We start from the raw sequence: 13,878 nt of genomic DNA, 5'->3' as shown, positions 1-13,878 counted from the left end.
AATCAGCTAGAAGAGGTATTATATGAAAAAGCAATCACTCTTTTTTGTTCCAGGTATTATCCTGATTGGTGTTTCCTTGCGAACTCCTTTTACTGTTTTACCCATTATTTTGGGAAATATTTCGCAAGGTCTGGAGGTAGAAGTTAGTTCGCTTGGTGTCTTGACCAGCCTGCCTCTCCTTATGTTTACCCTCTTTTCACCATTTTCTACCCGACTGGCTCAGAAAATCGGCTTGGAGCATCTCTTCACCTACAGCCTCTTCTTCTTGACCATCGGCTCACTCATTCGACTAATCAATCTGCCCCTGCTCTATCTAGGAACCTTGATGGTTGGGGCAAGTGTCGCAGTCATCAATGTCCTGCTTCCTAGTCTTATCCAAGCCAATCAACCAAAGAAAATTGGTTTTCTGACCACCTTATATGTAACCTCTATGGGGATTGCAACGGCTCTGGCTTCCTATCTAGCTGTGCCCATTACACAAGCCAGTTCTTGGAAAGGACTTATCCTCCTCCTCACGTTACTCTGTCTAGCAACTTTTTTGGTCTGGCTCCCAAATCACCGCTATAATCATAGACTAGCTCCACAAACCAAACAAAAAAGTCAAATAAAGGTCATGCGTAATAAACAGGTTTGGGCAATTATTATCTTTTCAGGTTTTCAATCCTTGATCTTTTACACCGTCATGACCTGGTTACCTACCATGTCTATCCATGCAGGTCTATCCAGTCACGAAGCTGGCTTGCTGACTTCTATCTTATCTCTGATTAGCATTCCTTTTTCAATGACCATCCCAAGCCTGACAACCAGTTTATCTACTCGCAACCGTCAGCTCATGCTCACTCTGGTTTCACTAGCTGGTGTGGTCGGCATTTCCATGCTCTTTTTCCCAATCAATCATTTCATTTACTGGCTTGCCATCCATCTCCTCATCGGAACCGCAACCAGTGCCCTCTTCCCTTATCTCATGGTCAACTTTTCACTCAAGACAAGCGCCCCTGAAAAGACAGCCCAATTGTCCGGCCTATCTCAAACAGGAGGCTATATCCTAGCAGCCTTTGGGCCAACCCTCTTTGGTTACAGTTTTGACCTGTTCCACTCTTGGGTACCATCTGTAGCTGCCCTCTTGCTCATCGATATCCTGATGACTGTGGCCCTCTTTACAGTGGACAGAGCGGATAAGATCCTTTAAACTTCTAGTTTTAGCTAGAAGTTTTTTATATATAAAAATTTTACACATTTCTCTTGACAGGGCTTTCTTTTAGATGTACAATGTATGTGTAGAAAAATTATATATAAAAATCCTACACATTAGAAAAGGAGGTTTCCCATGTACTTTCCAACATCCTCTGCCTTGATTGAATTTCTCATCTTGGCCGTACTGGAAAAAGGGGATTCTTATGGTTATGAGATTAGCCAAACCATTAAGCTGATCGCTAATATCAAAGAATCCACACTCTATCCCATTCTCAAAAAATTGGAAGGCAATAGCTTTCTGACAACCTATTCTAGAGAGTTCCAAGGTCGCATGCGCAAATACTACTCCTTGACAAATGGTGGTATAGAACAGCTCTTGACCCTAAAAGATGAATGGGCACTCTATACAGACACCATCAATGGCATCATAGAAGGGAGTATCCGCCATGACAAGAACTGAATACCTGACTCAGCTAGAACTCTATCTCAAGAAACTACCTGAAGCTGACCAAATTGAAGCCATGGACTATTTCAGAGAGCTCTTTGACGATGCTGGAGTCGAAGGAGAGGAAGAACTCATCGCTAGCTTAGGAACTCCTAAGGAAGCAGCTCACGAAGTCCTCTCCAATCTTCTCGATAAAAAAATCAATGAGGCATCTGCTCAAAAGAATAACCGACAAATTTTGCATATCGCCTTGTTAGCTCTCCTTGCAGCCCCTATTGGTATTCCTCTGGGAATCGCCATCCTCGTGTCCCTGTTCGCAATCTTTGTGGCAGCCTTGACTGTCATCTTGGCTTTCTTTGCGGTTTCCATACTGGGTATCATCGGCGGATTCCTATTTTTAGTTGAAAGTTTCACTGTTCTCGCCCAAGCCAAATCAGCCTTTATCTTGATTTTCGGTTCTGGTTTACTAGCCATCGGTGCTTCTTCGCTAGTTTTACTAGGTATTTCCTATGTAGCCCGCTTCTTCGGTCTACTCATTGTTCGCTTGGTGCAATTTGTTCTCAAAAAAGGAAAGAGAGGTGACCAGCATGCGTAAATTGACAAAAGGATTTCTCATTTTTGGTGTGGTGACTACCGTTATCGGATTTATCCTGCTCTTTGTAGGCATCCAATCTGACGGGATTAAGAGCCTACTTTCCATGTCCAAAGAACCTGTCTATGATAGCCGTACGGAAGAACTAACCTTTGGCAAGGAAGTCGAAAACCTAGAAATCACTCTCCACCAACACGCGCTGACCATCACAGACTCTTTCGATGATCAAATCCACATTTCTTACCATCCATCTCTTTCTGCTCACCATGATCTTATCACCAATCAGAACGATAGAACTCTGAGTCTCACTGATAAGAAACTGTCTGAAAGTCCATTTATCTCTTCTGGAATTGATGGGATTCTCCATATTGTAAGTAGTTCATCTAATCGTTTTAATGATGTCATCATCGGACTACCGAAAGGGAGAACTCTAAAAGGGATCAACATCTCAGCCAATCGCGGACAAACCACCATCATAAATGCTAGCCTTGAAAATGCGACCCTCAATACAAACGGCTATATCCTCCGAATTGAAGGAAGTCGTATCAAAAACAGTAAACTCACAACTCCCAATATCGTCAATATCTTTGATACAGACCTTACAGATAGTCAGCTAGAGTCAACAGAGAATCACTTCCACGCTGAAAATATCCAAGTCCATGGTAAGGTTGAACTGACTGCCAAAGATTATCTCAGAATCATCCTAGACCAAAAAGAAAGCCAACGAATTAACTGGGACATCTCAAGTAACTACGGTTCTATCTTCCAATTCACAAGAGAAGAGCCTGAATCAAGAGGTACGGAATTAAGCAACCCTTACAAAACTGAAAAAACCGATGTCAAGGATCAACTCATTGCGAGATCTGATGATGATATTGAACTAATATCCACCCCAAGCAGACGTTGACAAAAACGCTTACATCTGCTACTATGGAAACTATTTATCTAACTAAAAGGAGGTTCTACCATGAAACAAGAATGGTTTGAAAGTAATGATTTTGTAAAAACAACAAGCAAGAACAAGCCTGAAGAGCAAGCTCAAGAGGTTGCAGACAAGGCTGAAGAAAGGATAGCCGATCTCGATACACCAATTGAAAAAAATACTCAGTTAGAGGAGGAAGTCTCTCAAGCTGAAGTCGAATTGGAAAGCCAGCAAGAAGAGACAATTGAAACGCCTGAAGACGGTGAAACGAGAACAGAAATAGAAGAAAAGAAAGCATTAGATTCTACTGAAGAAGAGCCAGACCTTCCTAAAGAAACAGAAAAAGTCACTATGGCTGAAGAAAGCCAAGAAGCTCTTCCTCAGCAAAAAGCAACCACGAAAGAGCCACTTCTTATCAGTAAATCTTTAGAAAGTCCCTATATCCCCGACCAAGTTCCAAAATCTAGGGATAAATGGAAAGAGCAAGCGCTTGATTTTTGGTCTTGGCTAGTGGAAGCGATCAAATCTCCTACAAGCAAGCTTGAAACAAGTAGCACACACAGCTACACAGCCTTTCTCTTGCTCATTCTGTTTTCTGCATCTTCCTTTTTCTTTAGTATCTATCACATCAAACATGCTTACTATGGACATATAGCAAGCATTAACAGTCGCTTCCCTGAGCAGCTAGCTCCTTTAACTCTTTTTTCTATCGTCTCTATCCTAGTAGCGACAACGCTCTTCTTCTTTTCATTCCTCTTGGGTAGTTTCGTCGTGAGACGATTTATCTACCAAGAAAAGGACTGGACGCTAGAAAAGGGTCTCCAACAATATAGTCAACTCTTAGCAATTCCAATCTTCCTCACTGCCACTGCTAGTTTCTTTGCCTTCTTTGACAGCCTGCGATTTACAGCCCTCTTGTGTGTGATTAGCATTGGAATCATTCTGCTTGCCAGTCTCCATATCATTACAAGACCAAGTCAAGCAAGTGAAAGCGACTCTTTCTATCAGTTATTCTTGTCTGTCCTTGTGAACGGAGTCATTATCCTCCTCTTCTTTGTAGCTGAAGTGGCACTGATTGGGGATTATCTCCGTATCTTGGCCTTTCTTTAAAATTCATACTCTTCGAAAATCTCTTCAACCACGTCAGCTTCGCCTTACCATAGATATATGTTCCTGACTTTGTCAGTCTTATCTACAACCTCAAAACAGTGTTTTGAGCAGCCTGCGGCTAGCTTCCTAGTTTGCTCTTTGATTTTCATTGAGTAGCAATCCTGTCTTTCATGGCAGGATTTTTTATATATCAAAAAGCAAGTCGATTGACCTGCTTCTGCTTTACTCTTCTTGTGCTAATGTTTTAAAATCTTTGTCTAAGATGGGTTGCACTTCTAATTGATTGGCGTCTAGTTGGTGGTAAAAAGATGGGGGTAATACCTCTAAGAATTTTGCATAGTCCAAGCGGGCGATGGCTTCATAGTCTTCTGGTTTAGAGCCGTCTCCTGTGATTTGAACCAAGTCAATCTCCCACTGGACTTCCTTATCCACCAATTGCTCAATATAGGCTGCAGGAACAAATGGCTCTCTCGGCAAAACGGTCTTGACGCCTTGAGCCAGATGGTAAACACCATGCACTTGCCCTTCTCCATCCTGATAGAAGGAAACTCTCGCAAAGTAGGCATCGGTCTCTTGAACTTCACGCACACGCGCTTCAAACTGTGCCAAACCATCTTCCCCTAAAAAGCTTTTCAAATCCTCATGACTAAAGAAAACAGGATTAAAAATTCCTTGGCAAATCGTAAAGCGCGCTCCAGTGTCTGCTAGATAGGCTTGAATACTTGCTTGGAAATAAGCTTCAAAATCAAAACCATCTAGTCCTTCAATCTCAGTTCCTGTATAAGCAAGCAGAGCATCTAAAAATGACTTGATAATCTGCCAGTCTGTCTTTGTTAGTAGGTCAGGAAGATCGACACGGTAAGCCTTTTGACCATCAGCATAACTGACCTTAAAAAGAAATTGCGATTGCCCCACTATCGCACACTCGATATACTCAAGACGGTTAAGAGGCTGACGGAGATAAACCGCATCATAGCTATGTGACTCCAAACCATCTAGCAAGGCCAAGATGGACTTGGCAGTCAAAATCTCTTGTTCTCCTAAAATGCTCTGTTTATTTGGAATAAAAAATGTTTTCGCCATAACTGGACTCCTTTGAAATCGTTTACATATAGTATACCTTGTTTTCCTGAAAGATACAGAAACAAACTTTAGATTTTTGAGTACAAAGCATAGAAAAACAGCCCCTGAGGACTGTTTGATCTTATACAGTAGCTGCTTGATCCAAGCTTTCACCGATAGCGGCTAGGCGCTCAATCACTTCAGCTTGTGTCAATTCATGTTCTGAAACATAGCGGTTACGTGGGTGAACACGGCACTCGTGTGAGCATCCACGAAGATACTTGTCTTCATTTTCTTCTGACGTCAAGATGCGACGGTTACAGAAAGGATTTCCACAGTTGACATAACGTTCACATGGTGTCCCATCAAACCAGTCTTTCCCTACGATGGTTGGGTTGACATGGTTGACATCTACGGCGATACGCTCGTCAAAGACGTACATTTTCCCATCCCAAAGCTCACCTTGGACTTCTGGGTCTTTACCGTAAGTTGCGATTCCTCCGTGCAATTGGCCGACATCTTTGTAGCCTTCACGGACCATCCAGCCTGAGAATTTCTCACAGCGAACACCACCTGTACAGTAAACCACGACACGCTTGTCCATGAATTTTTCCTTGTTATCACGAACCCATTGTGGTAACTCACGGAAGTTGCGGATGTCTGGTCGAATAGCCCCACGGAAATGTCCTAGGTCGTACTCATAATCGTTACGTGTGTCAAGGACAACGGTATCTTTATCAAGAAGCGCTTCTTTGAACTCTTTTGGAGACAAGTAAGCACCTGTTGTTTCAAGTGGGTTGATGTCATTGTCAAAGTCGTTGTCTTCCAAACCAAGGTGGACAATCTCTTTCTTGTAGCGAACAAACATCTTCTTGAAGGCTTGTTCACTTTCTTCGTCAATCTTGAACCAAAGGTCTTCCATGCCTGGGAGGCTGTGAACGTAATCCATGTATTTTTGAGTTGTTTCATAGTCACCTGAAACTGTTCCGTTAATTCCCTCGTCAGCGACTAGGATACGGCCTTTAAGGCCGATTGATTTACAGAAAGCCAAGTGATCTGCAGCAAATTGCTCTGCATTTTCAATTGGAGTATAAAGGTAGTAAAGTAAGACACGAATATCTTTTGCCATAAGATTTGTTCTCTTTTCTATTCTTAAATTTTCTAAATTTTTTATTTATCCATACTAGTATACCTGCTTGAGAAAACGAATGCAATTTATTTGACTGGAAATTGTAGAGGATTCTCAAAATTTCCTGAATGGTTATACTCTTCGAAAATCTCTTCAAACTACGTCAGCTTCACCTTGCCGTAGGTATATGATACTGACTCTGTCAGTTCTATCCACAACCTCAAAACTGTGTTTTGAGCAGCCTGCGGCTAGCTTCCTAGTTTGCTCTTTGATTTTTATTGAGTATTAAAATAAGGATAAGAGAAAACAGGAATATCTATATCCTTGTGCCCAAAAAACCACTGCCTCCCCCAGATAAGCCTGAGGAAAGCAGTGATTCTTATTTTAGGAGTTAGGAATGAATACACGAAATCAATTTAGCTGATTATTTTTTGTTTTTCAAGAATTCATCGTATTGTTTTTGCATTTCGTTCAATACTTTTTCGTAGGAACCTTCAGATTTCAATTTTTCCATCAATTCTGGAATCGCTTTATCTGGGTCAAATATAATAAAATGAAATAAGAATCGAGCAATTTAATTTTGGAATCCAAATCAATTTATAACAATATTTTAGAAGAGATGCTGTACTATTCTAAATTCAATATAATAATTTAACCATATTTTATGAGATATGTAAATCTAATAACTTATTTTATAAAGACATTATCACATTCGAATTACAAATCACAAATACTTTATTTTGCGATTGACATTATAAAAAAAAAGTAGTACAATGTAAATGAAATCGGTTTCACTGAAATACAAAGGAGGTATTGTGATGACAAATTTGAAAAAATGCATCGCATTAGGACTGGGAGTCGCTTGCTTACTCCCCTTAGCTAGTCAGACTGTTTCTGCTAGGATGGTATATTTTGATCTTCATGTTACACGCGAAGACTATTCCGTTAGTAGCCGAAAAACTGAAAAAACAGACGGCTCCCCTGCTGTTGCTAATACTGGACTAAAATATCACAGGTGGTCTTGGTTGGGGAAAAAAGGTCAGAATTCGCGCTTGGACTGCTGCTGAGGATGAGCCTGCAACTGAGATGAAAATAGCTGATTCAAATGGTCGCTATAATCTTCACTATAATGACGGTTATGGGACAATTGGACGCTATTATTATCTCAACGCCTCTAAATATGGTTGGCTCAATTCGAATATAACAGGACGTTTTGACCCTTAATTCGTCTCAAAACAAAAAGTAACAAACATTGGGTTATTCGCTAGTTTATCATGTGAGCGCTCACTAGCCTAACGCCCCCTTCTAAGAGTAGAGGCATCATCTAAAAAGTATCATGTCTCTACTCCTTTTTTAAAGGAGCTTTTTACTATGAAAAAATACCTATTATTTCTACTTATTCTTCCCTTTATCTTTTTAACAGCTTGTCAATATAGCCAAAAGCAAACAACTGAGATAAATAAGGAAAATCTTCCCATAAAAGAAGGTTATAAAGAGATAACAGAGCAAATCTATCTATCAGACCAGATAGATACCTCCTATAAAGAAGAATTGCCTTTTTGGGACTCAAAAAAAGGAGACAAAGAAACATTGGTAACAGCTATCCAAAATTTTATGGGAAGCGATAGTGAAATTAGTGAAATTAGTGCCGATAAGAATCCTTTAACCAGACTCCAAAAAGGAAAGACCAGAGCAGATATTACCGTCAATAAAACTGGATCATGGATTCATTTAACATCTGATCAAATATCAGATCTATCAAGTGTTTTCCACAACCTACGATTAGACGCTATTGAAAATAATCTAAATCTAACCGACTTTAAAGAAGAACTTCCATTTTCAAAAGAAGATGGTGTTAACAAAGTTAAGCAATTTCTAAATACCCTCCAATTAGGATTTGACGATTATGATTATCTCATCTACGCTATCTCAAAAGAAACACTCCTTGAGTATCTCCCAACCTACGAAAGAAATGCCAAAGAATTAAAAGGAACAAAGATAGACAAAAACAATCTGACTGATATGTGCTATGTTACTGTTTTTCCAAAACTTTCTAGTAAAAGAGTTATTGATGGCGAAACTCAGCTAGGTTCATCCGGAGAGATTAGTTTTATTCATGGTCCTGACCTAAACTTTATCATCACCCAAGCAGGGATTCAAGGAATTGATTTATCTGGTGTTATCTTACCGACTCAAAAAATAGATAAAATGGCGACTCTTTCTGTCCAAAAAGGATTAGACGTCTTAAAAGAAAAATACGAAAATTTGATTCTGGACAGTCCAATTTATATTGAGTCATTTACAATTGAGTATATACCTATTCCCACTCAAGAAAAAGAACTCTATGGAGGAAATCTCTATCGTCCCTTCCTAATCTTTAAAATCAAAGAAAAAGATCGTATAGATAAAATAGTTATCGATCCCACAAACTGGAAAGAGGTAAGTTAGATGAAAATACTCCCCCTCTTTAAATATACGCTAAAAGATTGGAGGATTTGGATTGGATTACTCTTTTCCTTAGTAGTTGCATTGATGATGTCCTATACAGATTTAACAATAAAACTAGACGGAGGAAATTCATTTGCAGTCCCTGATTATTTCATGCTCTCCTTCTCTAGAAATCTAGCAATGTCATTATATATCTTAACGGCAGCTTCAACTGTAGTAACAGACTTTTCACAAGACTACCATCAAAATAGACTTCCTTTTTTACTTAGTCGTATGTCTCTGCGACAATACGCTTCTTCCTTCGTCAAACGGTTAATTTTCCGTTCTTATTTTGTAGGACTGACCTTAGGATTCTGTTTTTTAGTTCTCCTCTCCTTTTATTTTCCCCTTACTAATTCATACTATTCATCTACCTTTAGCAATCAGTGGTTGTTAAATCAAGGATTTATATTCCTTTTCTACTTCCTTCTCATTAGTCTAATTGGACTCTATTTTGCATTCTTTACTCTATTAGGTGGAGTTCTTTCCGTTTTTTACCCTAATGTGTTAATGGTCTATCTTCTTCCAAGTACAGCCTGGTTTGTCCTCACAACATTTGGTTTAGAGAGAGTTCTCCCTTTTTTTACTCTACCACATATCGTCTTAACGACAGATGATTATTTACGAGAAGGGCTAGCATATTTTCAAGTAGGTGACGAAAACTTTCGAAATATTTTTTCGTTGCTTTATCCTTATATTTTCTTAACTCTATGGGCACTTTTGTCAATAGAGATCATTCGACTAGCTCTTAAAAAACATTGGCATTTTTATGATAAGGAGTAATCTTATGGAGATTATACGTGTAGTAACTATTCTCTTAAAACAACAATTCACCTTTAAACGATTGTTGCCTATCTTAATTTTCTTTCACCTCTATACTTTGATTTTAATGCTACCTTTTTCTAATTTAGCTAATCACTTCAAAGAAACTTATCCTGTCAGCATTGTAACTGTTCTCTTCACGAGTCAATGGTTCACTGCAATTTCTATTTTATCTGTCATACTACTATTTAGCAATCTTCCTTTAAAAGATACTTTCCAGTTTTGGTTAATCTTAAAAATCGGACAGAAAAAGTGGATGCTCTCCCAGTTTATTTATCTGCTTATCGCGAGCTTAATCGCTTCGATTTACCAAATCATCAGCATTTTAATCACTTTTCTCCCTACACTACACCTTTCAAATCATTGGGGACGTCTCCTACCCTCCCTAGCTCAAGGACGCATTTCATTTCCGGAAGGTGTTGATAGCATGACGCATCTACGCTCAATTATACTGCAATATTATTCTCCCTATGGCGCTTTTTTTCAAATATTCTTATTGTTATTCCTTATGTTCATATTGATTGGGGGAGTGATTTTCGTTTTCAATAGTTATTATTCTAATTTAGGAAATACCTTAGCCTGTGGATTAGTTATTGTAGAATTATTTATTACAGAAGCTTCACGTTTCTGGATTAAATTTTTATCTCCTTTAACTTGGCTAGACTTCCATTATATTAAATACGAAGCCCATTCTGGCTTACTATCCCTACCAGAAATAATTACTCGTATCCTACTTTTATACCTTTTGCTCACCATAATCCTAGTTGTTATGAAAAAAATAAGGAGACAATAGATATGACAGACTTACATTTAAAATCTATTCGTAAAAACTATAAACACAATGTAATTTTTGAAGACCTTTCCTTTGAATTTTCCAGTGGAAATATATACGGAATTGTTGGATATAACGGTTCAGGAAAAACAGTTTTACTCAAGTGTTTAGCGGGATTAGAAGGTATAACTGAAGGAAAAATCGAATTAGATGGAAACATACTTGGAATAGATTTTCCTTTCTTACCAAGTGTAGGTGTTATTATTGAGACTCCAGGATTTCTGGAAGGTTATTCTGGTTTTGATAACTTACATCAACTAGCTCTAATCAAAAATAAAATAGGAGAGAAAGAAATCATTCAGAGTATGATAGATGTAGGACTCGATCCTAGTTCTTCTAAAAAAGTAAAACACTACTCTTTAGGAATGAAACAAAAATTAGCTCTAGCACAGGCTTTTATGGAAAATCCAGATATATTACTCTTAGATGAACCAATGAACGGACTTGATAAGCAATCTGTTCAAAAAATTCGAGAAAAATTACTCCACCTAAAAGAAAAGGGGAAACTTATTATTCTAGCTTCTCATATAGAGCAAGATATCGAATGTCTCTGTGATGAAGTTCTATACTTGGGATAAGAATGATTTATTATAGAGACAACACTCCTCATAAAATAGCAATTTTATACAAAAAGACCAACTATACCTGAATTATATTAGTTGGTTTATTTTTCATTCAAAAAATCACTGCCCTCCCCAGACCAACCTGAGGAAAGCAGTGATTCTTATTTTAGGAGTTAGGAATGAATACACGAAATCAATTTAGCTGATTATTTTTTGTTTTTCAAAAATTCGTCGTATTGTTTTTGCATTTCGTTCAATACTTTTTCGTAGGCACCTTCAGATTTCAATTTTTCCATCAATTCTGGAATAGCTTTATCTGGGGCTACAGTACCAGTGTTGATAGCTGTATCAAATTGTTGCATTGTGTTAGCAATAGCTGAGATTTCAGATTTCACATTGTCAGTATTAAAGATAAATCCAAGCGCTGGAGATTCTTTAGCTTCTGCCAATTCTTTCTTAGAATTTTCGATTTGTTGGTCTGTAACGTTTTCGTTGATGTAAAGGATCCAGTTGTTACCAGTGTTCCATCCACCCATGTGAGTGTTTCCTTTGTAGCCATCAAGAACGCGAACACGGTTTTCTTTACCTTCAATTTTTTCCCAGTTCTTGCCTTCTGGACCGTAAACAAGACCGTTCAAGAGTTCTGGGTTCGTATTCAAGAGGTTCAACACTTCCATTGATTTTTCTTTGTTCTTAGAGTTGTTTGAGATGACAAAGTTAGCAACTTGTGTTGTTTGGTTTTTCTTGATGAAGTTAGTAATTGGTTTGATTTGGATATCTTTGTTGGCAACACGTGAAAGCAAGCTGTTACCGTAGTCAGCTGGTCCTACTGTTTCTTCACGAACGAACCAAGTATCTTGTTGAAGATCAAATGAAGTATCGCTTGTTGCGACATCTTTTGGAATGTAGCCAGCTTCATAGAATTTGTGAAGAGTCTTCAAGTGTTCTTTGAAACGAGGCACTTCGTAACGGTTTACAACTTTAGTAGTATCGCCTTCAAGGTCAATAACGAATGGAAGCCCGTTTGCTACTGGGTAGTCAAAGTTATCAGATGGGATGAAAACTTTACCAATGGCAAATGGTACTACGTCTGGAGCTTTTTCTTTGATTTGTTTCAAGACTGGCTCAAGAGTTTCGTAAGAAGTAACACCTGAAATATCGATACCATATTTGGCAAGGAGAGTTCCGTTGAAGGCAAAGTTTTGAGATGATGCAACGTTGGCTGCAACTGGAACAGCGTAAATTTTACCGTTTACAGTATTACCTTTGATGTAGGCTGGGTCAAGTGCTTTGTAAAGGTCTTTACCTTCTTTTTTGTACAATTCTGTCAAGTCAGCGTAAGCACCTTTTTGAGCATTTACAATGTAGTTATCTGCAAAGGCAATATCATAGTTTTCACCAGATGATGTGATAACTGACATTTTCTTACCATAGTCACCCCAGCCAAGGTATTGGATATCTAATTTGGCACCAACTTTTTCTTCGATGATTTTGTTGGCATTTGCTAACAATTCATCCAAGTTGTCTGGTTTGTCACCGATTTGGTACATTTTGATAACAGGTTTGTCACCTGAATCAGCAGCTTTTTTGCTGTTACCTGTCAAATTTCCACAAGCAGCAAGACCTGCAGCCAAAGCGACTACACTAGCAGATGCAAAAGCATATTTTTTCCAGTTTTTCATGATAAAAACTCCTTTTTTATTTTTAAACTTATAAACAATGTAATGATCTTAACTTCACGCAAGGGAAGTTGGGAACTGAGAAATGTTCTTTCTCAATAAGCACTATTCTTTCACACCACCGATAGTCAAACCTTTTACAAAGTAGCGTTGGAAGAATGGATACAAAATCGCGATTGGAAGGGTTGCAACCACAACCATGGCCATACGACCTGTTTCTTTCGGTAGAGCAACTCCCAGTTGACCAGTCAAGCCGACCGCTTTGGCAATGTAGTCCATATTTTGTTGGATTTGCATAAGCAAATATTGCAATGGATACAAGTTGTCACTCTTGATGTAAAGAAGGGCGTTGAACCAGTCATTCCAGAAACCAAGTGCTGTCAAAAGCGTGATGGTTGCGATACCTGGTAGTGACAATGGCAAACAGATTTGGAAGAAAATCCGAGCCTCACTGGCACCATCGATACGAGCTGATTCTAGAATGGCTTCTGGAATGGTCTTCTTGAAGAAGGAACGCATCAAGATGATGTTAAAGGGTGAGAGAAGCATTGGAACAATCAAGGCCCAAACAGTATCACCAAGCTGAAGGACACGAGTCACCATGATATAACCTGGTACCAAACCAGCGTTGAACAACATACTGAGCAGAACGAAGATGGTAAAGAATCTGCGATACTTAAAGGTTGTCCGTGAAATAGCGTAGGCATAGGTTGTTGTGATAAAGACATTTGTAAATGTCCCAACTACGGTTACAAAGACAGAAATGAAGAGGGCTTGTAGGATTTTATCCTTAAACTGTGCCAAGAACTCAAAACCGTCTAATCCAAATTGGGATGGGAAGAAGCTGTAGCCGTATTGGAGGAGGCTTTTCTCGTCCGTCACTGAAATAATGATAACGAATACGAAGGGTAGGATACAAGAGAGGGCAATCAAACCCGAAATGATACTGAAGAAGATATCTGCTTTCTTACTGAAGGAGTGAATGCCGACATTATCAATTTTTTCTTTTTTAATTTTCTTTTCTGCCATATTCTCCTCCTT

At 38.8% G+C, this 13,878-nt stretch carries 14 protein-coding genes and 1 pseudogene; 10 read left to right on the top strand and 5 right to left on the bottom strand.

All coding sequences use genetic code 11. The features are described from left to right. Positions 1 to 22 precede the first annotated feature (22 nt). The 5 genes from SPPN_RS00970 (at position 23) to SPPN_RS00950 (ending at position 4,263) form a co-directional block, all read left to right on the top strand. Positions 23 to 1,189, top strand: a complete 1,167-nt coding sequence (locus SPPN_RS00970) for a CynX/NimT family MFS transporter (protein ID WP_000744905.1) — start codon at positions 23 to 25, stop codon at positions 1,187 to 1,189. A 138-nt stretch (positions 1,190 to 1,327) separates the two neighbouring features. Beyond that, complete coding sequence (locus tag SPPN_RS00965; protein WP_000273854.1) at positions 1,328 to 1,654, top strand: PadR family transcriptional regulator; 327 nt, start codon at positions 1,328 to 1,330, stop codon at positions 1,652 to 1,654. Continuing rightward, positions 1,641 to 2,234, top strand: a complete 594-nt coding sequence (locus SPPN_RS00960) for a DUF1700 domain-containing protein (RefSeq protein ID WP_000198676.1) — start codon at positions 1,641 to 1,643, stop codon at positions 2,232 to 2,234. Before SPPN_RS00965 ends, SPPN_RS00960 begins: the two co-directional genes overlap by 14 nt. After that, positions 2,227 to 3,138: a DUF4097 domain-containing protein gene (locus SPPN_RS00955; RefSeq protein WP_001229062.1), complete on the top strand. Its 912-nt coding sequence runs from the start codon at positions 2,227 to 2,229 to the stop codon at positions 3,136 to 3,138. The genes SPPN_RS00960 and SPPN_RS00955 overlap by 8 nt, the downstream gene beginning before the upstream one ends. Before the next feature lie 60 nt (positions 3,139 to 3,198). Continuing rightward, positions 3,199 to 4,263 (top strand): DUF6574 domain-containing protein, encoded by a 1,065-nt coding sequence (locus SPPN_RS00950; protein ID WP_000808433.1) that lies wholly within the window; start codon positions 3,199 to 3,201, stop codon positions 4,261 to 4,263. Positions 4,264 to 4,485: 222 nt separating this feature from the next. Here the strand turns inward: SPPN_RS00950 and SPPN_RS00945 are convergent, their stop codons facing one another. The 3 genes and pseudogenes from SPPN_RS00945 to SPPN_RS13545 all read right to left on the bottom strand — a co-directional run. Then, positions 4,486 to 5,346, bottom strand: a complete 861-nt coding sequence (locus SPPN_RS00945; protein WP_001140366.1) for a DUF4299 family protein — start codon at positions 5,344 to 5,346, stop codon at positions 4,486 to 4,488. Between the two features lie 121 nt (positions 5,347 to 5,467). Then, entirely contained in the window at positions 5,468 to 6,454 is a 987-nt protein-coding gene (trhO, locus tag SPPN_RS00940; RefSeq protein ID WP_001030028.1) for an oxygen-dependent tRNA uridine(34) hydroxylase TrhO, read from the bottom strand. A gap of 424 nt (positions 6,455 to 6,878) precedes the next feature. Beyond that, positions 6,879 to 6,995: pseudogene (locus SPPN_RS13545) on the bottom strand (DUF3502 domain-containing protein); the annotation flags it as partial. A gap of 545 nt (positions 6,996 to 7,540) precedes the next feature. Between SPPN_RS13545 and SPPN_RS13690 the strand changes: the two are divergent. From SPPN_RS13690 to SPPN_RS00915, 5 genes are all read left to right on the top strand, one after another. Continuing rightward, entirely contained in the window at positions 7,541 to 7,678 is a 138-nt protein-coding gene (locus SPPN_RS13690) for a hypothetical protein (protein ID WP_014017178.1), read from the top strand. 147 nt (positions 7,679 to 7,825) lie between these two features. After that, positions 7,826 to 8,902 carry a hypothetical protein gene (locus tag SPPN_RS00930; protein ID WP_000760378.1) on the top strand — a complete coding sequence of 359 codons (1,077 nt, stop codon included), beginning with the start codon at positions 7,826 to 7,828 and terminating at the stop codon, positions 8,900 to 8,902. Beyond that, a complete protein-coding gene (locus SPPN_RS00925; protein WP_000698614.1) occupies positions 8,903 to 9,724 on the top strand; it encodes a hypothetical protein in 822 nt (273 codons plus the stop codon). 4 nt (positions 9,725 to 9,728) lie between these two features. After that, positions 9,729 to 10,556: a hypothetical protein gene (locus SPPN_RS00920; protein ID WP_000402862.1), complete on the top strand. Its 828-nt coding sequence runs from the start codon at positions 9,729 to 9,731 to the stop codon at positions 10,554 to 10,556. A 2-nt stretch (positions 10,557 to 10,558) separates the two neighbouring features. After that, a complete protein-coding gene (locus SPPN_RS00915) occupies positions 10,559 to 11,173 on the top strand; it encodes an ATP-binding cassette domain-containing protein (RefSeq protein WP_000130637.1) in 615 nt (204 codons plus the stop codon). Positions 11,174 to 11,364: 191 nt separating this feature from the next. On the opposite strand, the gene SPPN_RS00910 is transcribed toward SPPN_RS00915, so the two are convergent. Next, positions 11,365 to 12,840: an ABC transporter substrate-binding protein gene (locus SPPN_RS00910; protein WP_000800410.1), complete on the bottom strand. Its 1,476-nt coding sequence runs from the start codon at positions 12,838 to 12,840 to the stop codon at positions 11,365 to 11,367. Between the two features lie 102 nt (positions 12,841 to 12,942). After that, positions 12,943 to 13,866, bottom strand: coding sequence for a carbohydrate ABC transporter permease (locus SPPN_RS00905; RefSeq protein ID WP_000818348.1), 924 nt, complete (start codon positions 13,864 to 13,866; stop codon positions 12,943 to 12,945). Positions 13,867 to 13,878: the final 12 nt, after the last annotated feature.

The sequence above is a fragment of the Streptococcus pseudopneumoniae IS7493 genome, assembly GCF_000221985.1.
GTDB lineage: Bacteria > Bacillota > Bacilli > Lactobacillales > Streptococcaceae > Streptococcus > Streptococcus pseudopneumoniae.
The sequence above is the reverse complement of the archived record's forward strand: the minus strand, read 5'-3'. Positions and strand labels throughout refer to the sequence as shown.